The sequence below is a fragment of the Pantoea sp. GM_Pan_4 genome (genome assembly GCF_026541005.1).
Lineage (GTDB): Bacteria > Pseudomonadota > Gammaproteobacteria > Enterobacterales > Enterobacteriaceae > Pantoea > Pantoea dispersa.
Window position 1 is genome coordinate 45,055 of record NZ_JALNUZ010000012.1, and the last position, 26,247, is coordinate 71,301.

The following is a 26,247-nucleotide window of genomic DNA, read 5'->3' on the forward strand; positions in this document are numbered from 1 at the left end:
TAACAACCAAAAACAGAGGTTACTATGGATTTTGTTACTCTTTCCCGGTCGCTGCTGCCGCTGCTGGGAGGCCGGGAAAATATCGCCAGTGCGGCGCACTGTGCCACACGTTTGCGCCTGGTGCTGGTGGATGACGCCAAAGCCGACACCGCCGCGATTGGCAAACTGGAGGGCGTGAAAGGCTGTTTTCGCAATGCCGGACAGCTGCAGGTGATTTTTGGCACTGGCGTGGTGAATAAAGTGTATGCCGCGTTTATCCGCGAAGCTGGCATCAGTGAAACCAGCAAGTCGGAAGCGGCGGATATCGCTGCGCGCAAGCTCAATCCGTTCCAGCGCATTGCGCGTCTGCTGTCGAACATTTTTGTACCGATCATCCCGGCGATTGTGGCCTCTGGCCTGCTGATGGGACTGCTCGGCATGGTTAAAACCTACGGCTGGGTTAACCCCGACAACGCGCTGTATATCATGCTGGATATGTGCAGCTCAGCGGCCTTTATCATCCTGCCGATCCTGATTGGCTTCACAGCGGCGCGTGAGTTTGGCGGAAACCCGTTCCTCGGTGCCACACTCGGCGGCATCCTGACGCATCCGGCGCTCACCAACGCCTGGGGCGTGGCGGCCGGCTTCCATACCATGAACTTTTTCGGTATCGAAGTGGCGATGATCGGCTACCAGGGCACGGTGTTTCCGGTGCTGCTGGCGGTATGGTTTATGAGTGTGCTGGAGAAGCAGCTGCGCCGGGTGATTCCGGACGCGCTGGATCTGATCCTGACGCCGTTCCTGACGGTGATTATCGCCGGCTTCGTTGCGCTGCTGGTGATTGGTCCGGCAGGACGGATGCTGGGCGACGGTATTTCATTCGTCCTCAGCACGCTGATTGCCCATGCCGGCTGGCTGGCCGGACTGGTGTTTGGCGGGCTTTACTCGGTTATCGTGATCACCGGCGTGCACCACAGCTTCCATGCGATTGAAGCCGGACTGCTGGGCAATCCGGCGATTGGCGTCAACTTCCTGCTGCCGATTTGGGCGATGGCTAACGTGGCGCAGGGCGGTGCCTGTCTGGCGGTATGGTTCAAAACCAAAGATGTGAAAATCAAAGCGATTTCGCTGCCGTCCGGCTTTTCAGCGCTGCTGGGTATTACCGAGGCGGCGATTTTCGGTATCAACCTGCGCTTTATGAAACCCTTTATCGCCGGCCTGATTGGCGGCGCGCTGGGCGGTGCCTGGGTAGTGTCGGTGCATGTATATATGACGGCTGTCGGTCTCACCGGTCTGCCGGGCATGGCGATTGTGCAGGCCAGCTCGTTGCTTAATTATGCCATTGGCATGGTGATCGCGTTCAGCAGCGCATTTATGATCTCTTATCTGCTCAAATACAAAACGGACGCGGAATAATGGCGGCTTCTACATTGTTACCCGATATTTTACAGGCGGTGATGCGCGGTCAGCCGCGCGCGCTAAGCGACCCGCATTATCCGGGCTGGCATCTGGCACCCGTTACCGGATTACTTAACGATCCGAACGGTTTTATCCACTTCGCCGGGCGTTACCATCTGTTCTATCAATGGAATGCGCTGGGCTGCCAGCATCAGCATAAATGCTGGGGCCACTGGAGTTCAGCCGATCTGCTGCACTGGCAGCATGAACCCATAGCGCTAATGCCGGATGAGGAGTATGACCGCAGCGGCTGCTATTCGGGCAGCGCCGTTGATGATAATGGCGCACTGACCCTGGTCTATACCGGCAACGTGAAGTTCGTGGATGGTTCGCGCACCGCCTGGCAGTGTCTGGCGGTGCAGAATGCGCAGGGCGGCTTTGACAAACTCGGGCCGGTGATCGCGCTGCCCGACGGCTATACCGGACACGTGCGCGACCCGAAAGTGTGGCGGCATGGCGAGCACTGGTTCATGGTGCTGGGTGCGCAGGATCAACAAAAGCAGGGCAAAGTGTTGCTGCTGCGCTCGGCGGACCTGCGTGAGTGGCACAATCTGGGTGAGATTGCCGGCAGCGGCCTTAACGGACTGGCGGCAGCCAGTTATATGTGGGAATGCCCGGACATGTTTATCCTCGGCGATACCACCTTCCTGATTTGCTGCCCGCAGGGGCTTGCGCAGGAACAGCATCGTTTTCTCAATGCACATCCCAGCGCGTGGCTCTCCGGCGATCTTGATTATGCTAACGCCCGCTTTAGCCATGGCGAATTACATGAGCTTGACGCCGGTTTCGAATTTTACGCGCCGCAAACCACGCTAACCGCCAACGGACGCCGGCTGCTGGTGGGCTGGATGGGCGTGCCGGATGGCGAGGAGATGCTGCAGCCCACGGTGGCCAATGGCTGGATCCATCAGATGACCTGCGTGCGCGAACTGGGCACGCGTGATGGCCGGCTGTTCCAGCGTCCGGTTACTGAACTGCAGGCGCTGCGCAGCGCTGAACAGCACTATCAGGGGCCAGCCGCCGATGCGCCGGTCATTGATGCGCAGCGGCTGGAATTACTGCTGAGCGGGCAGGGCGACATCACCCTGGATTTCGCCGACCAGCTACGGCTGGAGTGGCGCGCCGACGGGCTGCGGCTCGCGCGGCGCAGTCTGGCAAGCGGCGAGTGGCAGTTCCGTTACTGGCGCGGCGCGGTGAGTCAGCTCCAGTTACTGTGCGATCACTCCAGCGTCGAGATTTTCATTAATGAAGGGGAAGGGGTGATGAGCAGCCGCTACTTCCCGGCGCATCCGGCGCAATTAACCCTGACCGGACACGCAGAAGTGACGGCGCGCTACTGGTCGTTGCGGCCGTGCATGGTAGAATAAGTCATTGTTTCCTTAACCGATGCACTGACGTGAGAAAAACCAAACGCGTTACCATAGCGGATATCGCCGCGCTGGCGGGGGTGTCCAAAGCCACCGCCAGCCTGGTGCTGAATGGCCGTGGCAAAGAGTTGCGTGTGGCGAAAGAGACGCGTGAACGGGTATTAACGCTGGCGCGCGAGCATCACTACCAGCCCAGTATTCACGCGCGCTCGCTGCGCGATAATCGCAGCCATACGCTGGGTTTAGTGGTGCCGGAGATCACCAACCATGGTTTTGCCGTGTTCTCGCACGCGCTGGAAAATCTGTGTCGCGAGGCGGGCTTACAGCTGCTGATCTCCTGCACTGACGAGAACGCCGGGCAGGAGCGGGTGGTGGTGGATAATCTGGTGGCGCGTCAGGTGGATGGGCTGATTGTGGCGTCCAGCATGTTAAGCGACAGTGACTACGTCAAACTGAGCGATCAACTGCCGATCGTGCTGTTTGACCGCTACGTTAATGATACGCAACTGCCGCTGGTGATGACCGATTCGGTCACGCCGACTGCCGAGCTGGTGGAACGGCTGGCGCGCGCCAATCCGGATGAAATTTATTTCCTCGGCGGTCAGCCGCGTTTGTCACCCACCAAAGATCGTCTGGCCGGTTTCATGCAGGGTCTCGAACGAGCAGGTGTGACGCCACGGCCGGAGTGGATCATTCACGGCAACTATCACCCGAGCAGCGGTTATGAAATGTTTGCCGCGCTGTGCGCCCGGCTGGGGCGTCCGCCCAAAGCGATTTTCACCGCCGCCTGCGGTCTGCTGGAAGGGGTGTTGCGCTACATGAGCCAGCATCACCTGCTGCACAGCGACATCCGCGTGGCCAGCTTTGACGACCACTACCTGTATGACTCACTAACTCTGCCGATCGATACCGTCGAACAGGATGTGCCGCGCCTGGCGCAGGAGTGTTTTACGCTGCTCACTACCATGATTAACAGCGATGAACCCATCAGCCAGCATACCGTGCTGCCGGCAACGCTGCGGCTGCGCTTTGGCAGGTAGCGCAGCCGCATCGCGTTTAACGACTTAATCGGTCTCCGGCTCACACACCTGCCATCTGACCGAGCTGACGCCTTTTTCCAGGCTGATGCGGCTGACCAGATTTTCCAGCTGATCGGTCAGGCTGGGTTTACCCAGCACTTCCGCATTCACCGCCATGCGGTGTGAGGGTTCCAGATCCTCACTGTGCAGGGATTGCAGCCGCAGACCGCTGCCGCCAAGGCTATGCAGCATCAGGCTGCGCACCTGCACCTCATCGGCCGCCAGACAGATGATCTGCACTTTGTAATACTGGCTGGCGTCCTCCGCAGTAATGATGCTCTGCCGATTGATGCCTTGCGCCAGTTCGCGCAGCAGGATATTGGCGCACAGAATTACTACGCAACCGATGCCTGCTTCCAGCAGCAAGCCCATGCTGCATAACACGCCAATCGCCGCGGTACACCACAGGGTGGCTGCGGTGTTAAGGCCGCGCACATTCAGGCCATCGCGCATGATGACGCCACCGCCAAGGAAGCCAATGCCGGAAACCACATAGGCGGCGACGCGCGAGGCATCTGCGGCAATTCCCGGTACGCTTTGCGTCATCAGTACAAACAAACAGGCACCGGTGCTGACCAGCGCATTGGTGCGCAGCCCGGTCAGGCGCTGGCGCAGCTGGCGCTCACTGCCAATCAGCGCGCCCAGAATCAGCGCGACCGTGACGCGCAATAAAAAGATTTTCCAGTCCATGTCAGACCTCACTCCATCACCGCCGGGCAATGGATATTCAGGGTTGTAAGAATGGATTACAGCGGGGCCAGACAGAACGCAGGAAAAAGGGGGGAGGGAAATCCACCGTCTTAACGCAGGGCTAAGACAGCGATGAGGCTATCTCAGCATCGGCACCGATTGTAATCGTGTGGGACAGGTGTCCAATTGTGTATCCTCATCAGTAAAAATTTCGCCGGCATTGTAGACGCTTTGCTCCGTCAGAGCGAAGACAAATCGCGCATCGTTTAAGCGGGGTTGAATAGGCATGAGATAATCACGCGTTTTCACCACAATCAGGCTGGAGTATCTGCTAAAAAACGTTTCATAATTAATTATCTGCGCTTATCCAAATACCCTAAGGTCTGACATGCAACCAATCAGTCTGCAAACCCGGTACCGTTCTGCAAACGAGAACACCATTGCGCTGTGGGCGAAAAATGCAGGCATCGGGAACATCCATGAAGAGAACTATTACGATCCGGTAAAACTGGCGCTTGCCGCAGGGATAAAGCCGTCAGTTTCCTTACCGGTGTTACGTCTGATTGATGAATTGCAACGACTCACACAGGCTGATCCGCTTGCCGATACCTTGCCAGCGCAAGGTCTTCATTTTACTTTTTTGCCTCTGACCTTGCCGCTTTACAACATCAATGAGCGTTTACCAGCGAAAGTGGCGCAACTGACCACAATCTGGCAGGAATTTGCTGCGAAAAAAATCGTTATCCGGGATCTGCGCTTAGTGGCGTTACCCAGTCAGTTATTGCTTGCAGGCATACCTGACACGCCTGCGATTGCCATGCGCCAGTCATTTTGCGACAAGATTCTGGATTCAGACTGGAAAAATGAATTGCTGATGCGGCATGGCAACAGCCCGTTGCCGGCACCCTTCTGGCACAGCACGTTACTGCGCTACAGCGCTGAGTTTTTACCTGGCATTCTGCGTCAATTCTTTTATGAACGTCAGGACATCAATTTTGCTGAGGTGGCGGGAGAACTGATGCTGGCGAAGACTAATTATAACTGGACGAAGTGTTATCCATTATTGCCAGCGAGGATTTGAATATGGTGAATGCGCCATAACTGGCAGCCTTAAACTAATGGAGCTGTTTATAGATGCTACTGATTTGCCTTTTGCGCCAAAGTGCGCATAATCATGATTATGTTAAATAAGATATCTGATCACGTATCTCAATCCTTCAGTTTCGCCCTTCACGCCTCTTAACAGGCCCACAACGCATTCCACCACGGCGATACTATGTGAAAACTTATCCCACCGGTCCGTTTGATGGACACCACTGCGTTATCCTGGTGCGCATCAATGCGCACCCTACAACTGAATACCCGGTTAGCTTCGCCCTCGGTGCTTCAACTATCTCTTTAGCTCATCCACAATGACAACGCTACGCGAAAACATCCCGTTTATCCCTCAGCGCTTTCGTCAGATTTCACGTAGCGCTATCGATTTGTTTGCTGGATATAGCTAGTTATTTTCAGAAGGTTTTAATCCAGGCAGTTTCTTATTTCATTACAACAATTTCGTTGTCTTTTTTGTCTTCACATTTACCCTTTCTTTTCTCTAATGTATTGACTTCCTTGCCCGGGTTTATATATTCATAGTCAAAAAGTGATTTAATCTCACTATGAAGCATTTTACAGGAATTTTTATCTAAATTTGTGATAATGTAAGCAAAGTATTTCACATCTTTAGATTTACCATCAAGAGGTGGGATTTCTTTTATAAATAAATTTTCCGGGATTTTCATGTCGATATAAAATCTCTTCAACCAGTCAGACCCTTTGCTCTCGTAACTGATATAACTTTCTTCAAGGTTGTTATAGTATCCATTGGACGGTGGAGATATTAAAGCGACTATTTCCACTGGTTTATAAATGGCTTTTACTCTATTAATTCCTTCGAAGGTGTGATTTATATTTGATACTGTTTCAGCCACCTCAATAGCCATTAACGGCGAAGCAGAGATGGAAAATGTCGTTAAATTAACTCCTAATAATATTGCACCAAATCTGCACCCAAATGATTTCAATTTTTTATCAAGCGAAAAATTCATCATGGAATCCTCTTTGTCTAAGTTAAAGTTTATGCTTACATACCTGAATAATATATCAAAAAAGTAAAGTTAATCTTATTTTTCAGTTAAAGTTAAATTTATTCAATAAGTTAAGATCGCGCTTCTCGATAATGTTTAAGTAAAAGGATCGGTGTCCGGGCGCATATCACAAATTCACCCTGTCGGCACCGCGAGCCTGAATCGGTGCGCGTCGTTCCTATACTCCAGATCCGGCTTTGCGAGAGGTGAAATGTAGCCCGCGCTGCAAAACAGTCGAGTTCGGGAAACGACATGGCCAGCGATCACGGGTGCTGGCCATCGAGGCGTATTTCGTCGCGTTTCCTTTCTAGCACCGGAATAACCAGCTCATTAGTCGATAAATCCTGTTCGGTTAAAATGCCCGACTGGTAATATAACCCCGCTGCATGCTGTGGCCTGCGGCGCGGCGGCGTTCCAAAGCGCGTCTCGCTGCTGCTGGTCTTGCTGCAGTCGCTGTTGCTGCTGATTCTGAATATAGTTGCGGTCGCCGGGATTCAACGGTGCGGCCAGCGCTGAAGCAGTAAATAAACTGACGCTTAGCGCCATTAACTTTCCTGTATTTGCCATCATAGAAGGCTTAAGTGAAATTGATTGTAAATGTTTTGTAAGCCTGCTTGCTCATAATATCACTTAAACAATCAGAAAGTTCCTGATGAGGGAATAAAACGAGAATGATCTTTTGATAGCACTTAATTTGATGTGGTGTGCTGCGCTAACTCAAATTAAAAGAGAATTGCTTTATAATTGCTGACAAGCGCTGAGATTTATTCGTGGTAATTACAACTATCTCATTAATGGTGGAACTGGATATAAAAACTTACCCACTCTGGCGAATTAATGAAACGGGGGAATCTGCTTGATTACGCCTATGCAGGGTTATCCAGGTGCGCATGAATGCGCACCCTACGGGATATCGCACAATTTGATGTTTCTCCGGTGTGCATGAATGCGCGTCCTGCGAGGCATCGCACAATTTACTGTTTCTCTGAGGCGTATGAAGTAACAAAACCGCGCCGTTTTCTGTAGGGGCGCCATTCATGGCGACCAAAAAAAGCAAGGTGAAATTCCACAAACCCGCTGCCGCACATTGTATCACCGGGCCGACGGATTTTCCCCCACCGAACCGCGCACCACCATCCAGCTGTCAAACGCGGGTAAGACGCCGGGGGATTGCTGGCGGATATGGCAAATCAACCGGCGCGCGGCTTCGCGCCCCATTTCATACACCGGCTGGGCGACCACGGTCAGCGGCGGTGACATCAGCTCGGTCCAGGGAAAATCGTCGTACATCACGAAAGAGATATCTTCGGGTACGCGCAGGCCGCGTTTGGCCAGACCGCGCAGGATGCCCATCGCAATCAGGTTATCGGAGGCAATCAGCGCGCTGGGTGGTTCGGCGAGCGCCAGCAGTTCAGTCAGGATCTGCTCGATGATGGCTTCGCTGAGCGCATTAAGCCGAATCAGCGCTGGATCCAGTTCCTTACCTGCGGCCCGGTAAGCATCAATCATTCCGCTAACACGTTGCGCCACCGGCGTGGGGCCCAGCGTGATTGCCGGCGAATACGGTGCAGCGCTGCGCATGCTGGAGAGATAAGCAATACGCTGATGCCCGGCCGCCAGTAACAGTTCCGTCGCCTGTTTGGCCACTGCGACAAAGTTTGCCTGGATGGTCTCCACCTCCATCCCCTGCACTGCCCGGTCGAACATCATTAATGAACGCCCTTCTGCCAGCACCTGGCGAAGATGTTCGTTATCCTCAAACAATGAGCTGCACGGCGCGACGATGATGCCATCGACGCGTTTATCCAGCATCACGCGCACGGCTTCCCGCTCTTCATCCAGCGTTTCATCGCTGTTACTCAGCAGCAGGTGAAAGCCCGCCTGGCGCGCTACGTCCGCCATGCCGCGCAGCGCCAGGCCAAAGTGCGGGTTTTCGATGTCGCCGACAATCACCCCGATAGTATTGGAGCGGCCAGTGTTCATGCTGCGCGCCAGCTCGTTTGGCCGGTAACCCAGCGCTTCAGCCGCCTGATTCACCCGCGTCTGCACGTCTTCACTGACGGAACCATATCCGCCCAGCGCGCGTGCCGCCTGAGCTTTGGAAACATTGGCGGCGCGGGCGACGTCGGCAACGGTCGGACCGCGGGAACGAGCATTTTCATTGGTCATAATTATTTCGAATCACAAGTTGATAACAACATAATTGACGCTGCTGATAGCGTGTGCTTAATATCAGTATATCCGAATGAGACCGGTCTCACAACCAGAGCCGGTTTCATTTTACCCCGCGTTGAGACCGGTCTCAATAACAATAAACCGGCTTGGCGAACTCTGAAGTTTCACCTGCACAGACGGAAGAGCCTTATGACATCGCACAAACGTTTCAATCACCTGACCGCCGCCCTGTTCGGCACGGCCATGCTGGTTTCCGCCAGCTGGAGCGCCCACGCCGCCAGCGACAGTAATCCATGGGGTTTGATCGAACCCGGTCATCTCCGCGTTGCCAGCCTCGGCGACGCGAAGCCCTACACCTTCACCGATAAAAGCGGCAACTTCACCGGCTTTGACGTCGAATTCTTCAAAAATGTGGCGCATCGCATGGGCATCGATCAGGTGGATTTTATCGGTCAGGACTTCTCCGCCATTTTGCCGGCGGTGGCAAATGGCCAGTATGATGCCGGCGTCGCCGCGATTGGTATCACGCCGCTGCGCGAAAAAACCGTCGATTTCTCCACCGGCTATCTTGCGGGCTATCTGACAGTGCTGACCCGCAGCGATTCCGGGGTGAAAAACGTAGAAACCCTGGCGCATAAACGGCTCGGAGTGATTCAGGGCACGCTGCAGGAGAACTATGCGCTGCAGCACTTCAAACAGACCGATCTGGTGCGTTTCCCCGATAACAACGCAGCGGTGTCCGCGCTGAATAACGGCACGCTGGATGCCATGTTCCTCGACTACGAAGCCGCCAAAGATTATGCCACCCGCTTTAAGCTGGTCACGGCAGCGAACATCCCTTCATTTGACGCGCCTGCGGGTGTCGCCATCGCCAAAGGCAAGCCCGAGTTCAAAGCAGCGCTGGATAAAGCCATCAAAGCGGCGATGCAGGATGGGACCTGGAAACAGCTGTACCAGAAATGGTTCCCGGGTTCACCAATGCCGCAACAGTATCTGCCCGGCGGCCAATAACCCTGCGCATCGTTATGCGTGAGACTGCATCCGGTGACGGCGCATGTCCGTCACCCGCAACCGAGAATCGGCTATGGATCTGATCACTATTCTTTCCCGTACGTTTTTTGATATTCCATCGATGATGGACGTCCTGCCACAGCTGCTGGCAACCGGACTGGTCAACACCATCATTATCTCCGTGGCGGCCACCGTGCTGGGCACGTTATTCGGCCTGATACTGGCGTTGATGGGCATTTCGCCCTCGCGCTGGCTGCGCGTGCCCGCGCGGCTGTATACCGATCTGTTTCGCGGCTTGCCTTCCATCCTCACCATTCTGTTGATTGGTCAGGGTCTGGCGCGTTTCAGCTATCAGCTGTTTGGCCCGACGCCATATCCGCTCGGCATTTTTGCCCTGAGCCTGATTGCCAGCGCTTACATGGGCGAGATTTTCCGCTCCGGTATCCAGAGCGTGGAACAGGGGCAGATGGAAGCCTGCCGGGCGCTGGGAATGAGCTATGGCCGGGCGATGCGCCTGGTGATCATTCCGCAGGGCATCCGCCGCGTGTTGCCTGCGATAGTCAATCAGTTCATCGCCATCATCAAAGACTCGTCGCTGGTTTATCTGCTGGGTCTGATGACCGGTCAGCGTGAGCTGTTCCGCGTCGGTCAGGATGCCGCCGTGCTGAGCGGCAACCTGTCACCCCTGATGCTGGCCGGGCTGTTCTATCTGGTGATCACCGTGCCGCTCACCCACGCCGTGAACTACATCGACGTCCGCTACCGTACCGGACGTCGCCGCGCCACCGCGCCACAAAGCGGCCTGAAGGAGCTCGATGAAGTGCAGCAAAAGCGCAACGTGGTTCCGGCGGTCTCCCTTACCAGCGAGCGAGGACACTAATATGGCCATGCCATCTGCATTTCACGGCGCCAGCCTCGAGCTGCGCAATCTGACCCTGGCATACGGCCCGATTGAGGTGCTGCGTAATGTGTCGCTGAGCATCGAACCGGGCACCACCACCTGCATTATCGGTCCCTCGGGATCGGGAAAATCCACCTTACTGCGCGGCATCAATCGCCTGCATGAGCCGAAGAACGGCGATGTATTACTGGCCGGGCGCTCTGTTCTGAAAGATAAGCCCGATGCGCTGCGGCTGAGAATTGGCATGGTGTTTCAGCATTTCAACCTGTTTCCCGATCACAGCGCGCTGGAAAACGTGGCGCTGGCACCGTGGAAAGTGAAAGGCCGCCCGAAAGCCGAAGCGCTGGAGATTGCCCGTCAGCGGCTGGCCGAAGTGGGACTTGCTCAGCGAGCCGATCACCGGCCGCGCGATCTCTCCGGTGGCCAGCAGCAGCGCGTGGCAATAGCGCGCGCGCTGGCGATGGAACCGGAAGTGATGCTGTTCGATGAAGCCACCTCGGCACTCGACCCTGAGCTGGTGAAAGGCGTTCTGACGTTAATGGCCGATTTGTGCCAGCGCGGCATGACCATGGTGGTCGTGACCCATGAGATGGGCTTCGCCCGGCGCGTGGCCGACCAGGTGGTGTTTATGGATGAAGGTGAAATCGTGGAAGCCGGCACGCCGGAACAAATCTTTGACCGTCCGCAGTCCGCGCGCCTGCAGCGTTTTCTGTCGGAGGTGCTGTAATGACACATCTTCAGGTTAGCGGCCCAGTCCGCACGGCGCTGGTGGGATTTGGCGTCGCCGGCAGCGTGTTTCATGCACCGCTGCTTGCCCATAACTCCGACTATCGTCTCGACGTTATCGTCACAGGCGATGCCCAACGCGTAGCGATCGCGCAGCAACGTTACCCCCAGGCGCGCGTGCTGCCGGACTGGCCCGCGCTGCTTAAGGCCATTGATGGCGGCGAGATCGGCATCGATCTCATCGTGCTGGCCACGCCACCGGCGCAACACGCGGAGCAGGCTGTACAGGCCAGCCAGCGCGCGATCCATCTGGTGGTGGATAAACCGTTCGCACCAGACGTGCAGGCGGCAGAAATGATGATCGCCGCCGCGCAGCAGGCCAATACCTTGCTCACCGTGTTTCATAACCGACGCTGGGACGGCGACTTTCTGACGTTGCAGCGCCTGGTGCACCAGGAAGCCTTCGGCACCGTAAGGAGTTTTGAGTCGCGTTTCGAGTGGTGGCGACCGCAGGGATTCGGCAATTGGCGTGACAGCGTCACGCTGGCGCAGGGCGGTGGTTTGCTGCTGGATCTCGGCAGCCATCTGATTGACCAGGCCATCCAGCTCTTTGGCCCGGTCACCCATGCCACGGCAGAGCTGGCGCGCCATTCCGGCCCGCAATCGGACAGCGACGAGGACTGTTTTGTCTCATTGCTGCACCACAACGGCGTGCGCTCGCTGCTGTGGATGAATGGCCAGGCGGCACTGAATGCGCCGCGCTTTCACCTGCTGGGCAGCAAAGGCGCTTTCACCCACTGGGGGCTGGACAATCAGGAGCCGCAGCTGGCGGCTGGCATGTCGCCCGGCGATAGCCAGTACGGCGTCACGCCGGCAGAAAACGTTGCCCGGGCCGGCACGGTCGGGGCAACCACAACGGTGCCGATTGAACGTGGCGACTACCCCGCTTTCTATCAGCTGTTAGCCAACGCGCTGTTACATGGCGGGCCGCCGCCGGTTGATGCGCATGAAGCGCTCGGCGTTTTACAGCTTATTGAGCAGCTCCATCGGCAGCATCGCGTACGTATTGCCTGAAGGGCGAACATTTTTTAACAGAAGGAATGAATGATGTCTGACAAAACCGTGGCAAAAACCGTTATCGTGCTGGGTGGCGGCATCCTCGGCGTCTCAACCGCCTGGCAACTGGCGCAGGCGGGCGCGCAGGTCACGCTGGTGACGGAAGCGGCACTCTGCTCCGGCGCCACCGGTCGATCCCTCTCCTGGCTCAACTCCGCGGGCGAACGTTCGCAGCCTTACCATGCGCTGCGCATGGCGGGCATTGACCGCTATCGCACGCTGTTTGCCCGCCATCCGCAGCTCGACTGGCTGCGCTTCGATGGCGCAATTTACTGGGCCGCAGACGATGACGCGGGCACCAAAGCGCGTCATCACTATGAAAAAGCGCAGGGCTACGACTCAAAGCTGATCAATCGCGCCACGGTCGGTGATGTCGATGCGCAGGTGAATCCGGCCAGTCTGAGTCAGGTGGCGATTGCCAACCCCGGTGAAGGCTGGGTCAGCCTGCCGCATCTGGTTGAGCATCTGGTTCAGGCATTGCGCGCGCTGGGCGGAGAGATCGTTGAGCACGCCGGTAAAGCCAGCGTGATCACCAAAGACGGCCGGGCCAGCGGCATTCGCAGCGAAAAACGCGGTGAGCTGCTGGCCGATCGCGTACTGGTAGCGTGTGGCCCGTGGACGCCGGAAGTGGTTGCCCCGCTCGGCGTGCACATCCCCAACGGTTCTCCGGTCTCTATGCTGGTGACCAGCCAGCCCGGCGATCACCGGCTGCAGGTGGTAATGAATACGCCGCGCGCGGCGGTCCGGCCTAATCCCGGCAACACCATCGCCGTCGATCACGACTGGTATGAAGAGCACATCGTCGCGCAGGCCGACGGGCAGTACAGCATTGATACCGCAGTCATTAACCAGCTGATGGCGGAAGCAGGTAACCTGATCGCTGACGGCGCGCCGCTGAAAGCCAGCAGCTGGAAAATCGGTCTCAAACCGATTCCTGGCGATGGCGAACCGGTGGTCGGTGAGCTGCAGCAGGTTCCCGGCTGTTTTGTTGTCTTCACCCATTCCGGTGCCACGCTGGCATTGATCCTCGGTGAGATACTGACGCAGGAGATACTCACCGGCGTTAAACACCCGATGCTGGCGACCTTCCGCCCGGAAAGATTCAGCTAATGTCAGGACCAGCGCCACAATGATAGTGGCGCTGGCTACGCGCCCTGTTGTCTGTCACACACCTCTCATTTGCCCGATCCCATCGCTTCATCCACGCGCCCTTTTCGCTTCCCTGCTGGTCTGATATCCGCGTATTGCCGGTTTCTTTTCCGATGACAACCGCCAGGGCCAGATAAACTAAGAGTCCGCTATTGAGGCCACAAAGCTTCAGCGGCGGAAAATGTCACATTTTTCACGCAAATCACGACAATCTGAACACAGGAAACCCCTTATGCGTATCGCCATACTCGCCCTGGAAGGCAGCGTACTGTCCGCCGTTGCCGGAATGACCGACCTTTTCTGGATAACCAACAAAGCGATTGCCTCTTCCCCCGTGCACGCCGCACGCTTTCCCGATAAAGCTTTTGAAACGCTGATTGTCAGCGCCAACGGTGACCCGGTGTGGGATACGGAAGGCCGCCTGATTCACATCGACAGCTCATTTCAGGGGACTGGTGCGGTTGATGTGGTGATTGCGCCCGGCATGTTGCTGGGGCCCGACCTGCAACCGATTAACCTCGACAGTATCCGTCAGGCTGCCGGCTGGTTTAACAAACTCTATCAGCAGGGTGTCTGGGTTGCTGCTGCGGGCACCGGTGGCGTGATCCTTGGCGAGGCGGGTTTGCTGAATAACCGTTCCTTTACCACCACCTGGTGGGTCAGCCATATGCTGCAGGCGCGCTATCCGCAGGCGCGACTGGCGAAAGGCAAAACGCTGGAGGAAGACGAGCGCGTCATTACCAGCGGTGGCTGTTTTTCATGGATATCGCTGGCCCTGTATATCATTGAAAAAAGCGCCGGCAAGGCGGTGGCGGATCTCACCCGGGAGATGTCGCTGGCCGATAACCCTGTGCTGCACACCCACCTTCCCGGCTCGCCGGGTGCGGGGAAAAGCAGCACGCCGTTTCTGGTGCGGGCGCAGGAGATCATCCGCCTGGAAAATCCCGCCATCAATGCCGCGCAACTGGCAGCCGCACTCAACGTTACCGGGCGCACCCTGCAGCGCAGAATGAAAGCCCTGTCGCAGGAGACGCCAAAAGAGTTTATTACCCGCATCCGCATTGAACTGGCCTGTACCATTCTGGCCAGCACCGACGTCAGCGTGCGTCAGACCGCCTTGCAGTGCGGTTACAGCGAAGATACCGCCTTTCGTAAAGCCTTCCATCAGGTGATGGCGATGACGCCGGCCCAGTATCGTGAGTGGATAGCCCACCGTAAGAAGCAGTTAATTAGCGCAAAATAATACGTCACGCATTTTGAAAGTTATTTAATTACTTCAAAATTAATGATCCTGAAAAGTTAATTTATTCATAATTTTTGAAATAACCTTTTGTGAGGTCCTGCCGATGTACGGTGGGTTGTCGCTTTATTCCTTTTAACTTTTTACCAGGTAACAATATGATGAATATTACTCAAAGACTTACCCTGGCTTTCATTTTACTCTCAGCTTCACTGGTGGTGACGGGCATTATTTCTGTGCGACTGTTAGGCGGTTTTCAGGAGCGCTTTGAATATGTTCAGGTCAATGCGATTCCCTCTATTCGCGATCTGTCCGAACTGATCGATCGCAGCAATAAACTGTCGCTCTCCCTGTATAAACATCAAAGCCAGACTGACAATGCGCGTATGCCGCCGGTCGAGAAAGAAATCGCTCAGCGCCTGGCCGACATTAAAACGCTGGCAGAATATTATTTAGCCAATGATATCTCCAGCGACGAAGATAAGCAGATGACCATTAAAGGCCTGGCGACGCTGCGCGTGGTTGAATCACGGTTGCCGGCGTTTCTGGCTGCTTCGCATGCTCATCAGGATGACGTCACGCTCGGCATGCTGGAAGCCGAAAGCGGTATTGGCGGCGCCATCAGTCAGTTAAAAAATGATTATCGCCAGCAGATGGCGCTTAATTTGTCGCTGGGTGACGGCTTGCGCGTGGTGAACCAGGAGATCTATCACCGCACATTCTGGGGATTGAGTGCCGGGGTCACGCTGACACTGCTGTTACTGGGTACGCTCACCGCGTTAACCCTGATGCGCATTCGTCACAGCCTGAAAGCAATTGGGCAGGTGATGGATCACGTTGGCAGCAGCCTTGACCTGAGCGTCACCGCCGATGACAGCAAAAAAGACGAAGTCGGCAACATGGCCCGCGCCTTTAACCAGCTACTTGACCGGGTTGGCAGCGCGCTGGCGCAGGTCAGTACCGCTTCTCACGCTGTCAGTTCTGCGTCGGCACAAATCGCCGCCGGCAACGAAGATCTCTCCTCGCGGACGGAACAGCAGGCCGCCTCGCTGGAACAGACGGCGGCCAGTATGGCGGAACTGAGCGAAACCGTGCGTCAGACGGCCGACAATACCCGGCAGGCTAATCGTCTGGCCGGTAACGCGACAGAACTTTCAGACGCCAGCGCGGTGTCGCTGGGCAATATGCTCAGCACCATGGCGGAGATCCGCTCCAGCTCGAAAAAAATCACCGAAATTGTCACGCTGATCGAAGGCATTGCCTTCCAGACCAATATTCTGGCGCTTAACGCTGCCGTCGAAGCGGCGCGCGCCGGCGAACACGGAAAGGGCTTTGCGGTGGTCGCGGGTGAAGTGCGCAACCTCTCGCAGCGTTCGACCCAGGCAGCCAGGGAGATCAAACAGCTTATTGATACCTCATACAGCCTGGTGGAATCTGGTGCGGTACAGGCCGAAGTGGTGGAAGAGAACATGGCCGGACTGAAAACCGCGTTCCGCCAGGTGAATGATTTGGTCAGCGAAATTGCGGCGGCTGCGGAAGAGCAAAACACCGGCATCTCGCAGGTGCACCTGGCGATCAATCAGATGGATGATGTGACGCAGCAGAATGCGGCGCTGGTAGAGGAGGCCTCTGCCGCATCCGCGTCATTGCAGGATCAGGCGCAAACCCTGTCCGGCCTGGTGAATCAGTTTTCACTGGCCGGGTCCGCGCGACCTGCTGAGCGCCCGAAAACGGTCTCCGCGCAGAAACGTCCGGCTGCCGTGCCGGTGGCCGCCGGGCATGGCATGGATGCGGACTGGCAGAGCTTTTAACCCCATCCGCCCGGCCAGACCGTAAATTGCGTTATTGTTCCGGACCGCCGTGATGTTCACGGCCGGTCCGGCTTCGCCTCCGCTCACAGCAGTTGGCTGAGGTGCAGCTGCCCCATCAACAGCGGGTTATCGCTGTAATCTACCGGGATGGCGACCACAGCCGGTCCTTCCACCTCCATCGCCCGCCGCAACGTGGGTTCCAGTTCAGCTGCGCTGTTCACCGAAAATCCAGCGGCACCAAACGCCTGCGCGTAAGCTTTGAAATCCACCGGCCCGAAGTTCACACCGGACACGCGCTGGTATTTCTTCTCTTCCTGAATCGCCACCATGTTATAGCCATTGTCGACCCAGATGATGTGCAGAATATTGGCCTTTAACCTGACGGCGGTTTCCAGCTCCATGCTGGATTGCAGAAAGCCGCCGTCGCCCGACACCGACACCACTTTACGGGACGGATCGACCAGCCAGGCGCCAATCGCCCACGGCAGCGCCACGCCCATGGTTTGCTGCCCGTTGGAAATCATGATTTGCCGTGCCCGGAAGCTGTAAAGATAACGGGCAATCCAGATATGAAAACTGCCCATGTCGACCGTCAGGCTGACGTCACTGTTAATGATGTCCTGCATCGCCCGGACGATACGCAGTGGATGCAGGGCGAACTGATCGAGGCTGGCACCCTGCATCGCCAGCAGCTGACGCTGTTGCTGACGATCCTGCAGAATGGTGGCGGCAGCGTCGCTGAGCTGCAGCGGTGACGTGATTTGCGCGGCGATTTTGCGCACTGTCCCGGCGATATCACCTACCAGCTCAGCGTCGGGTTGATAGTGGTTATCGGTCTCGGCGGGCAGCACGTCGATGTGCACCAGCAAGGCGTTGCTGCTGTTCCACATGGCCGGTTCATACTCGACCGGGCTGTAACCAATGGTGATAATCAAATCCGCCTGCTGGAGCAAGCGGTCACCGGCCTGATTGTTAAACAGGCCAACCCGGCCGGCAAAGCGTGAGAAATGCTCCTGCCGCACCGCGCCCGCCGCCTGATAGGTGCTGGTCACCGGAATACGGCTTTTGCTCAGCAGTTCATGAATCGCTGCGCTGTTCTCCGGCTGGCTGGCCATCAGGCCCAGCAGAATCACCGGATTTTTCGCCCGCGCAATCTCGCGGCTTACGGCATTCACCAGCGCGTCGGGCGCAGCGCCCAGCGTGATGTGTCCTGAACGCTGTAACAGGCTGCCTGACACCGGCTGGTCAACAATGTCCTGCGGCAGACTGAGGAACGATGCGCCGCCGCGCCCGTTTTCGGCATGGCGGAACGCGTTCGATACGCACTCCGCGAGCGCCGAGGCATCAGTGACTTCTACGGCAAATTTGGTCACCGGGCGAAACATCGCCACCGTATCCATACTTTGATGCACCTGTTTGGCACTGTCGGAGCGCTTAACCGCCCCGCCGATCGCCACCACCGGATCGCCTTCGCTGGTGGCGGTGGCCATGCCGGTCACCAGGTTTGAGCAGCCGGGCCCGGAAGTCACCAGCGCTACGCCGGCGTGGCCGGTCAGGCGGCCCATTGCCGCGGCCATAAAAGCCGCGTTAGCCTCATGACGCACCGGAATCAGCTGAATGGAAGAATCCACCAGCGAATCAAATACCTTGTCGATTTTGGCGCCGGGAATGCCAAAAATATGGTTTACCCCCTGCGCTTCCAGCTGAGCGACAACCAGGTCTGCGCCACTGTTCCACAGCGTCTGGGTTTTAAGCTGTTTCATGATCACCTCTGCGATTAACTTTCGACGGAACGGATCGCGGCATCCAGATCCTGTGGATTGAGATCGGCCTGTAAAAACTCGCGATCCTGCGGCAGGTCGACCACCAGCTTGCTGATGGCACCAAACGTCAGCGTGCCCTGCTCCAGCACATAATCGAGGATATGCCCGCCGCCCTGACGATCGTCGGTAATGAAGTGCTCGTGATAGCCGGCGACGTTAATACCCTGCATATATTGCGGCGTGCGGAATCCAATCAGCTCACCGTCGCGCTGGCGAAAATCGAAGGTGGGCTGATTGCCGAGCACTTCCGGCATCGAGCGATACGGGCGGCACTGGCAGGGCACGGTGCGCGTCTGCACCGAGGCAAAGCGGCCGCTCAGGCGCAGCGCGCAGAAATGGTTATCGGAGGTGATGATGCGATCAATCACCTGATGGACGTCATCGCGCGTGGCGGTATGCGCAAAGCGGTGCTGATGTTCCGGTTTAAAGAAGGTCATCACGGCGAACGGGGTTTGTTGTTCAGGCCGGGCCGGGCTGGCGCTGCCATCGGCGCGCAGCTGATAAACCTGCCGGTCAAATGCCACCAGTTCACCATCCAGCTGATTAAACGTGCCGAGGCCAAAATCGCCCTTCTGCAACAGCTGCGCGACGGTGGTAGAACCGTCATAGACGCCGTTGAGCAGCGCACTCATCAGGGAGGTCTGATAGATAACCTTTTCTGGTGATTGCTGTCCCAGTTGAGTGACGGATGCCTTTAGCTGATCTTCGCATGAACAATCAGATACAAAGTTACACATTTGCTGCCTCACAATCAGATAGTTAAGCCGTGTTAATATCATGGTGGGCTACATGGCTCACAGAATCCAATAGTGAAAACTGCCAACTTCGAGACGTTTTTGATATGGAACTTCGCCACCTGCGTTATTTCGTTGCCGTTGCTGAAACGCAGCACTTTACCCGCGCCGCCGAGTTGCTGGGCATGTCGCAGCCGCCGCTCAGCCAGCAAATCCAGCGGCTGGAGCACGAGATCGGCACGCCGCTGCTGAAGCGCCTGACGCGCGGCGTGGAACTGACCGATGCGGGCCGCGCGTTTCTGCCCGATGCGATAGCGATTGTGCAGCTGGCCGATATGGCGCTGGAAAAGGCGCGCGGCGTGGCGCGCGGCATGAGCGGCCAGATGTCACTGGGTTTTGCCAGCTCGGTGGCGTTTGGCGCGCCGGTGTTTGATCTGATTCGCGCCTTCAAAACGCGCTACCCGGCGATGGAGCTCATCACCCGGGAAGAGAACATGGCGCTGCTGATGCAGGACTTAGGGGAAGGTTTGCTGGATGCGGCGTTCATTCGTCTGCCGTGTGAGAGCAGTAAGGCGTTTAACCTGAAAGTGATCGCTACCGAGGAGATGAAAGTGGCGCTGCCGGCCAGCCATGCGCTCAGCCAGCAGCAAAGTGTTGCGCTAACGCAGCTGGCCGAAGAATCACTGATTATTTTCCCGCGCGAGGTGGCGCCCAGCCTGTACGAATTAATCGTCAGTGCCTGTCTGCGCGCCGGCTTTGATGCAACACGCTTTCAGCAGGCTCCGCAGATTACCTCCTCGCTCGGCATGGTGGGCGCAGGCTGCGGGATTGCGCTGGTGCCGGCTTCGCTGTGCTGCGTCAACAATCCACAGCTGGTATTTCGTGACATTGAAAACAATACGCTGTTCACCGACATTGCCTTCGCCTTGCGGCGTAATCATCCGGCCAAAACGGTGTTACACCTGCTGAGTTTGATTAACGGGGAATAATTTGAGAGGGAAATCTGCTGTCTGCGGTGACAGTGCGGACTGAACAATACGTTTATATAACATTAGCCAGTATGATAAATATACCGACAGGTGCGTTTTTTATCAGGATAATAATACGCAGCGATACTATTATTTTGCTCATCAATTATTAGAAAGCCAGCATTATTACGCGACTCATCCCTGCCAGAAATTAATAACGTCTTCATTGGCAATGTCTAATACCTGCACCTTCTACTTAATTAGAGTTAGCAGAGAGGTCAGGTAACCTGTTATTGCCAGGCTGATAAAAATAATACGATAAATTATCAGAATCGTCGCTGCTTAAAAATTTCGTTAAAGAAAATAAAAATGACAGATGCCGGTGTTAAGCCTACCATGAGAAAGACCATTATAATATTTACGCTTATTAACCACGCCAGCGGCAGGGTGTTGCAGGCCGCACACTGTACTTTTTGCTGTTAAATTTCGCACCGGAACCAGGCCGGCGCGGAGGAAATTATGCTGATGAATTTCAACGGTGACGACGATCGCCGTGCGCGGGCATTGAAAGCGCTGCGCAGTCGCGACGAAAGCCGCGACGACGTATTACAAAACTTTGTCCGGCTGACCAGTCAGGCACTGGGTATTCCAGGTAGCTTTGTCTCCGTTCTGGATGATGAACATCAGCATATCTGCGCCGCCCATAATTTTGCGTTGAAGCACTCGTCCCGTGACGACTCGCTGTGCCGCCACGCCGTGGACAGTGACGGCGCGGTAGTTATCTCCGACACCCTGCTGGATGCGCGTTTTGCCCGACATCCGCTGATCATCGGTGCCCCTTTTATCCGCTTTTACGCCGGTGTGCCGCTCAGGCATCGCGATGGCTATGTGCTGGGCACGCTGTGCGTCACGGACGTGGCGCCACACCCGTTCAGCGCTGATCAGGTGAAGGTATTACAGCTGCTGGCCGATCTGGTGATGTCCTTCCTCGAAGCGTGGCACTGTGCCGGCTTCACCGATCCGGTCACGGCACTGCCTAACCGCCAGCGCCTGATTCGTGACCTGCAGCGGCTGGCCTCCATCGGGGACCGTACGCCGCAGCGGCTGATCCTGATCGACTGCATTGATATGCCGCGCGCCTATGAACTGGCGCGCTCCATGGGCATGGGGCCGGTGGAAAGCCTGCTGAAGCACGTCACCACGTTACTGCCTTTGCGCCTGCAGCCTGGTGCAGACGACATCATTTATACCGTCGCCACCGGGCGCTTTGCGATTCTCACCATGGATAACAGCCCGCTGACCGCCGCATCGGTGGCAGAAAACCTGGCAGGGATCAGCGCGGATTTGGACGCGGGCATCTCTGTCGCCCTCACCTGCTTTACCGGCGAGGTCATTTTCATTCCAGCAGAACTTCGCGCGCAGGAAGTGCTGCGCCGGGCGGTAAGTGCCCTGCATGAGGCGATTGGCAACCGGGTGCCCGCCATGAGCTTCAGCCTGGTAGCCGATCAGCGCCGCACTCAGGACTTTCTGTTGATGAACGATCTGGCTGCGGCACTGCAACAGGATCAGGGCCTGTGGCTGGCGTTCCAGCCGAAGATCTGCCTGAACAGTGGCCGGCCCGTTGGCCTGGAGGCACTGGTGCGCTGGCGGCATCCGCAGCGCGGCGAACTCGCTCCCGATCTGTTTATCCCGCTGGCGGAACAGACCGAGCTGCTCAGCACCTTAACCAGCTGGGTGACCGACAAGGCGATCGCCAGGTTAAAACGCCTGCAGCACAGCCCCCTCCAGCTGCCGGTGACCATCAATATCAGCAGTCGCGACTTCTCAGATCCCGGTTTTGCCGATGCGCTGGAAATGAAAATGCTGCAGGCCCGCCTGCCGACCTCGCTGCTGGGCATTGAATGTCTGGAGACCGAGCAGATTATTAACAGTCCCGCCGCGCTACAGGGGCTGGAGATGCTGAAGCTGCGTGGGTTTGGCATCTCGCTGGATGACTTTGGCACCGGCTACAGCAATATCGGCTATCTGCGACGGATGCCGCTGGATGTAATCAAGCTTGATCGCGCGCTGATCAGCGAAATTGCCTCAGATACCGCGTCGCGGATTATCGCGCGCAGCATCATTACCATGCTGAAACAGCTGGATTACACCGTACTGGCTGAAGGCGTAGAGAATGTCGACACCGTTGCTGCGCTGGCGGAGTACGGCTGCGATCAGGCGCAGGGTTACTTCTATGCGCGCCCGCTGCCGGAAAGCGAACTGGATGCGTGGCTGACGCGCCAGCTCGCGGCACAACGCTGAGGTGTGGTTCAGTGTACGCCGGGGAGCGTCTGGAGCAGATTCAGTGGCGATACGATGACTCTGTTAGCTTAAAGCAGAATGATACTTTAAAGGTGAAACAGAAATACCCGGCTTAGTTTTAGAGAATGCGCTTCACGGCCTCGTTATAAACCTCCGCGCGTTCTCTTTTACCAACCGAAATCACGAAAACCACCACCTTCTCGTCTATCACCTGATAGACAAGGCGATAACCTGAAGACCTGAGCTTTATTTTGTAGCAGTCAGGCATACCGCGAAGCTTGTTCGCTTCAATACGGGGTGCCTCAAGTACTTCAGCCAGCTTTTTTTTTAATTGTTCACGTACCGTCGAGCCCAGCTTTCGCCATTCCTTTAGTGCCCGCTCGTCAAAATCCAGAAAATAGGCCATCAAAGGTCATCCAGCGTCACACGAACTGGCTTAGGCTTGCGAAGCCGCTCTTTCACTATTTCGACCAGCTCAGCATCTTCGTCGCTCAGCAGTGTCTGTTTGAACGGTAAACGTTCATTTTCGGCGATATACTCAAGCATGAGACGAAGCGCTTCAGAGGGAGTCACCCCCATTTTTTCAAGCGCAGCGTAAGAACGTGCTTTGAGTTCATCATCAATACGCAGGTTGATGCTGCCCATGTCCTACACCTCTTGTACATACAAATGTCATTACAAGTATTTCACTCCCTCATGCATATATCAAGTCATGCCCAGCGTTATACGCGCTCTGCGAGGTAATGAGATCCACCGCCACACGACTTCTGCCTTAAACGTAGCCCATCAGTTTCAGCATTGACTGCGCCTGGTGCATCGCTTCGGCGCGATGGGTGACGCCCAGCTTCTGGTACAGATTACGGATATGGGTTTTGATGGTGGTTGCCGCGACGTCCAGCTCGCCGGCGATCTGATCGTTGCTGTAGCCGGAGTAGATCAACCCCAGCACCTGCCATTCGCGCTGGGTCAGCGGACTGGTGCGAATCAGCTCCGGCACATCCGGGTGGTTCAACAGCCGGCTGACGAAGCCCTCATCGAAATGGGCAAACTTATGCCGGTGATACTTGTTGATCTCACTGAGAATGCGCCGGGCCCGATGCTGATCGAGTTCGCTCAGCGTATTGAGCTGAATTAACTGGCGCAGCTGCTGCGCCATCATTTCGCCCTCAATCACGAAGTGGCTGACGAAGCCGGTGCTGCGTGCCAGCTTCAGCGCTTCGATCAGCGCCTTCTGCGCCTCCGCTTTGCGCGCGGTTTGCCAGTAGATTTGATTCAGCAGCAGCAGGTTACGGTTTAAATCACTCATCAGCCGCAGCGCATGCGCATTTTCATTCAGCTCATCGAGGATCACTTCGGCCTGGCTGAGATTGCCCAGCAGGATCTGCGCCCGCGCCACATTGCGCCACTGGCCCTGCAAAAAATGATTGTTGGCAAAGGCGGGTTTATCGGTATGGCGCATCCAGTGGCTGGCACTCTGCGCATCGCCCGTCATCTGCCAGTAGATCAGCCGCACTTTGTCGGCGTTGGCAATCCAGTCGCTGTGCAGCACGCCGTTATTCATCAGGTTTTCCAGCCGGCTAAGATAGCTGCGCGCATTATCCAGATTGCCGCGTGCCAGCGAGCACTGAATCAATAGCCCAAGGCACTGGATTTGCTGCTGGGGCGGATAGCCTTTCAGGACTTTGATGCCCGCGCGCGCGGCGTGTTCGGCCTCATCCAGCCGGCCCCACGCCCACATCAGCTGCGCACGGATGCGCAGTAAAAACTCGTGCAGCGGGATGTTCGCCAGATGCTGTTCACTCACCAGCACAAACGCTTTTTCCTGAATCTCCCACGCTGACTGTAAAAAGCCCTGCGCGAACAGGATTTCGCTCTGCTGAATCAAACTCCACAGCGCGTAGTGCCAGGCTTCATCGCGGCGCGCCATCTGTTCGGTTTGCCGCATCAGCGCCAGCGAGTTGGTCAGATCGCCTTTGCAATGCATCACTTCGCCGTGCACTGAAGTGGCCACAATGCGGCTGTAGCGACGCGTTTCCGGCAGCGTTTCCAGCGCCAGCCGTGCCAGCCGCTCTGCTTCGTCGGCGTTGCCGTGATTGATGGCTACCTGCGCGCGCACCGCATTGAATTCACCCTGCAGCGCGGCGTCAATTTCGCAGTCGCAGCCTTCCTCAAAGCGTGCCAGCAGCCGGTTAACTTCGGAAAAGCGATGCTGGCTCTGCATCAGCCAGGCCTGCAGCAGTACCAGTTTCGGGCTGGTCAGCAGCGTGCGCCACGGCAGCGCATTCAGCGACTGCTCCAGTAGCGCCAGTTCACTGCGGTTGAACAGCGTCCACGCGTGCTGCAGCAGCACGTCACGCAGCATATCGGTATCGCCGGACGCCAGCGCATGATGAATCGCCTCGCCGGGAAAACCCTGCGCCATCCAGCTTTGCGCAGCCGCGCGGTGAATGGCCGGCAGCTCGCTGGCCAGCTCCCATTCGCAGCGCTGACGCAAAAAGCTGCCGAACAGCGGGTGATAGCTGAACCACTGCCCTGAATCATCCATGCGCTGAATAAACAGCCCCTGACGTTCAATTTCTTCCAGCCGCATGCGCCCGTTGTCTTCACCGGTCACGCAGGCGACCAGCGCATCATTCATCGACTGCAATAACGCGCTCTTCAGCAAAAAATGGCGCGTGGCGGCATCGACGTTATCCAGCACTTCCTCGACCAGATAATCAGAAAGGTGGCTGGCATTAATGCCGGAGAGCCGGCGTGCGGAGTCCTGCGCCGATGCCGCGCCCTGACGGGTGGACAGTGCGATCAGCTGTAACGCGGTCGCCCAGCCTGCTACATCATCACACAGACGGTTGCTCTCATCCGGCGCGAGCGGCGCACTCAGGCGGCAGTCGAAGAACTGTTTCGCCTCCTGATGGGTGAAGGCCAGCTGCTGGCTGCCCAGCTCCAGCAGTTGTTCACGCACGCGCAGATTAGCAATACCCAACTGCGGCAGATTGCGGGACAGCACTACCAGCGTCAGGTTATCCGGCTGATGGCGCAGGAAAAAGCGCATCGCTTCATGCACGGCAGGATTGGTGATGTGATGATAATCATCGATGATCAGCCACAGCGGCTGCTGCCACGCGGCCAGCTCATTAAACAGCTGGGCGAACAGCGCATTGAGGTTCACGTACTGACGCTTTTGCGCCAGCGTCTCGCTGCGGCTGCATGCGCCGCGGGTAGCCTGCTGCAGCGCGGCGATCAGGTAATCGGCGAAGCGCTCCGGCTGATTGTCGCCCTCGTCTAATGAATACCAGCCCAGCTCGCTTTTATCAGCCGCCCACTGCGATACCAGCGTGGTTTTGCCGTAGCCCGCCGGGCTGGCAATCAGCACCAGCCGGTAATTCGCCGCTGCGCTGAGCTTTTGCAGCAGACGATCGCGGGTAACCGTGCTTTCAGGACGAACGGGACGACTCAGTTTTGAGGGTATCAACATGGGCGCACGCTTCTCCGTTAACGTTCAGCGCATCATTTTTTTACGCTTCGTAATTAATAGTCATACACGTTCGGAGATTCGGTTACTGAATGCAAGCGAACTGATTAGTTACGCT

General features: G+C 56.6%; 22 protein-coding genes. 13 read left to right on the forward strand and 9 right to left on the reverse strand.

What is annotated here, in order from left to right; all coding sequences use genetic code 11:
- Nucleotides 1-24: 24 nt before the first annotated feature.
- The 3 genes from OXR61_RS19440 to OXR61_RS19450 are packed head-to-tail and all read left to right on the forward strand — an operon-like array spanning nucleotide 25 to nucleotide 3,844.
- Nucleotides 25-1,395, forward strand: a complete 1,371-nt coding sequence (locus tag OXR61_RS19440; RefSeq protein ID WP_021509443.1) for a sucrose-specific PTS transporter subunit IIBC — start codon at nucleotides 25-27, stop codon at nucleotides 1,393-1,395.
- Entirely contained in the window at nucleotides 1,395-2,804 is a 1,410-nt protein-coding gene (locus tag OXR61_RS19445) for a sucrose-6-phosphate hydrolase (protein WP_021509442.1), read from the forward strand. The genes OXR61_RS19440 and OXR61_RS19445 overlap by 1 nt, the downstream gene beginning before the upstream one ends.
- A gap of 29 nt (nucleotides 2,805-2,833) precedes the next feature.
- Nucleotides 2,834-3,844: a substrate-binding domain-containing protein gene (locus OXR61_RS19450; RefSeq protein ID WP_021509441.1), complete on the forward strand. Its 1,011-nt coding sequence runs from the start codon at nucleotides 2,834-2,836 to the stop codon at nucleotides 3,842-3,844.
- A gap of 24 nt (nucleotides 3,845-3,868) precedes the next feature.
- Here OXR61_RS19450 and OXR61_RS19455 read toward each other — a convergent pair whose 3' ends face one another.
- Nucleotides 3,869-4,573, reverse strand: coding sequence for an MgtC/SapB family protein (locus OXR61_RS19455; RefSeq protein WP_021509440.1), 705 nt, complete (start codon nucleotides 4,571-4,573; stop codon nucleotides 3,869-3,871).
- A gap of 388 nt (nucleotides 4,574-4,961) precedes the next feature.
- On the opposite strand from OXR61_RS19455, the gene OXR61_RS19460 reads away from it, so the two are divergent.
- Nucleotides 4,962-5,654, forward strand: coding sequence for a hypothetical protein (locus tag OXR61_RS19460; RefSeq protein WP_021509439.1), 693 nt, complete (start codon nucleotides 4,962-4,964; stop codon nucleotides 5,652-5,654).
- A 457-nt stretch (nucleotides 5,655-6,111) separates the two neighbouring features.
- Here OXR61_RS19460 and OXR61_RS19465 read toward each other — a convergent pair whose 3' ends face one another.
- The 3 genes from OXR61_RS19465 to OXR61_RS19475 form a co-directional block, all read right to left on the reverse strand.
- The gene (locus tag OXR61_RS19465) at nucleotides 6,112-6,666 is read right to left on the reverse strand and encodes a hypothetical protein (protein ID WP_155519934.1); all 555 of its coding nucleotides are present in this window, start codon (nucleotides 6,664-6,666) and stop codon (nucleotides 6,112-6,114) included.
- Between the two features lie 366 nt (nucleotides 6,667-7,032).
- The gene (locus OXR61_RS19470) at nucleotides 7,033-7,248 is read right to left on the reverse strand and encodes a hypothetical protein (protein WP_021509437.1); all 216 of its coding nucleotides are present in this window, start codon (nucleotides 7,246-7,248) and stop codon (nucleotides 7,033-7,035) included.
- A gap of 546 nt (nucleotides 7,249-7,794) precedes the next feature.
- A complete protein-coding gene (locus tag OXR61_RS19475; protein ID WP_021509436.1) occupies nucleotides 7,795-8,871 on the reverse strand; it encodes a LacI family DNA-binding transcriptional regulator in 1,077 nt (358 codons plus the stop codon).
- Between the two features lie 195 nt (nucleotides 8,872-9,066).
- Here OXR61_RS19475 and OXR61_RS19480 point away from each other — a divergent pair, with 195 nt between their 5' ends.
- The 7 genes from OXR61_RS19480 (at nucleotide 9,067) to OXR61_RS19510 (ending at nucleotide 16,831) form a co-directional block, all read left to right on the forward strand.
- Nucleotides 9,067-9,888, forward strand: coding sequence for an ABC transporter substrate-binding protein (locus OXR61_RS19480; RefSeq protein WP_021509435.1), 822 nt, complete (start codon nucleotides 9,067-9,069; stop codon nucleotides 9,886-9,888).
- Nucleotides 9,889-9,961: 73 nt separating this feature from the next.
- A complete protein-coding gene (locus tag OXR61_RS19485; RefSeq protein WP_021509434.1) occupies nucleotides 9,962-10,768 on the forward strand; it encodes an amino acid ABC transporter permease in 807 nt (268 codons plus the stop codon).
- 1 nt (nucleotide 10,769) lies between these two features.
- Nucleotides 10,770-11,516 carry an amino acid ABC transporter ATP-binding protein gene (locus OXR61_RS19490; RefSeq protein WP_021509433.1) on the forward strand — a complete coding sequence of 249 codons (747 nt, stop codon included), beginning with the start codon at nucleotides 10,770-10,772 and terminating at the stop codon, nucleotides 11,514-11,516.
- Complete coding sequence (locus OXR61_RS19495) at nucleotides 11,516-12,589, forward strand: Gfo/Idh/MocA family oxidoreductase (RefSeq protein WP_021509432.1); 1,074 nt, start codon at nucleotides 11,516-11,518, stop codon at nucleotides 12,587-12,589. The genes OXR61_RS19490 and OXR61_RS19495 overlap by 1 nt, the downstream gene beginning before the upstream one ends.
- 33 nt (nucleotides 12,590-12,622) lie before the next feature.
- Nucleotides 12,623-13,741, forward strand: a complete 1,119-nt coding sequence (locus OXR61_RS19500; protein WP_021509431.1) for an FAD-binding oxidoreductase — start codon at nucleotides 12,623-12,625, stop codon at nucleotides 13,739-13,741.
- Nucleotides 13,742-14,012: 271 nt separating this feature from the next.
- Nucleotides 14,013-15,023 (forward strand): helix-turn-helix domain-containing protein, encoded by a 1,011-nt coding sequence (locus tag OXR61_RS19505; RefSeq protein WP_021509430.1) that lies wholly within the window; start codon nucleotides 14,013-14,015, stop codon nucleotides 15,021-15,023.
- Nucleotides 15,024-15,181: 158 nt separating this feature from the next.
- On the forward strand, nucleotides 15,182-16,831 hold the full coding sequence (locus OXR61_RS19510) for a methyl-accepting chemotaxis protein (protein ID WP_031280092.1): 1,650 nt from the start codon (nucleotides 15,182-15,184) through the stop codon (nucleotides 16,829-16,831).
- An 83-nt stretch (nucleotides 16,832-16,914) separates the two neighbouring features.
- On the opposite strand, the gene alsS is transcribed toward OXR61_RS19510, so the two are convergent.
- Together alsS and budA are read right to left on the reverse strand one after the other, a co-directional pair.
- Entirely contained in the window at nucleotides 16,915-18,594 is a 1,680-nt protein-coding gene (alsS, locus tag OXR61_RS19515) for an acetolactate synthase AlsS (protein ID WP_021509428.1), read from the reverse strand.
- Between the two features lie 14 nt (nucleotides 18,595-18,608).
- Entirely contained in the window at nucleotides 18,609-19,391 is a 783-nt protein-coding gene (gene budA / locus OXR61_RS19520) for an acetolactate decarboxylase (RefSeq protein WP_031280091.1), read from the reverse strand.
- Nucleotides 19,392-19,495: 104 nt separating this feature from the next.
- On the opposite strand from budA, the gene OXR61_RS19525 reads away from it, so the two are divergent.
- Both OXR61_RS19525 and OXR61_RS19530 read left to right on the forward strand, forming a co-directional pair.
- Entirely contained in the window at nucleotides 19,496-20,377 is an 882-nt protein-coding gene (locus OXR61_RS19525; RefSeq protein WP_021509426.1) for a LysR family transcriptional regulator, read from the forward strand.
- Between the two features lie 498 nt (nucleotides 20,378-20,875).
- The gene (locus tag OXR61_RS19530; RefSeq protein ID WP_021509425.1) at nucleotides 20,876-22,657 is read left to right on the forward strand and encodes a sensor domain-containing phosphodiesterase; all 1,782 of its coding nucleotides are present in this window, start codon (nucleotides 20,876-20,878) and stop codon (nucleotides 22,655-22,657) included.
- A gap of 118 nt (nucleotides 22,658-22,775) precedes the next feature.
- On the opposite strand, the gene OXR61_RS19535 is transcribed toward OXR61_RS19530, so the two are convergent.
- The 3 genes from OXR61_RS19535 to malT all read right to left on the reverse strand — a co-directional run bounded on the left by OXR61_RS19535 (nucleotide 22,776) and on the right by malT (nucleotide 26,132).
- Nucleotides 22,776-23,063: a type II toxin-antitoxin system RelE/ParE family toxin gene (locus OXR61_RS19535; RefSeq protein ID WP_021509424.1), complete on the reverse strand. Its 288-nt coding sequence runs from the start codon at nucleotides 23,061-23,063 to the stop codon at nucleotides 22,776-22,778.
- Nucleotides 23,063-23,302 (reverse strand): type II toxin-antitoxin system antitoxin RelB, encoded by a 240-nt coding sequence (gene relB / locus OXR61_RS19540; protein WP_021509423.1) that lies wholly within the window; start codon nucleotides 23,300-23,302, stop codon nucleotides 23,063-23,065. Before relB ends, OXR61_RS19535 begins: the two co-directional genes overlap by 1 nt.
- A gap of 127 nt (nucleotides 23,303-23,429) precedes the next feature.
- Nucleotides 23,430-26,132, reverse strand: a complete 2,703-nt coding sequence (gene malT, locus OXR61_RS19545; RefSeq protein WP_021509422.1) for an HTH-type transcriptional regulator MalT — start codon at nucleotides 26,130-26,132, stop codon at nucleotides 23,430-23,432.
- Between the last annotated feature and the right edge of the window lie 115 nt (nucleotides 26,133-26,247).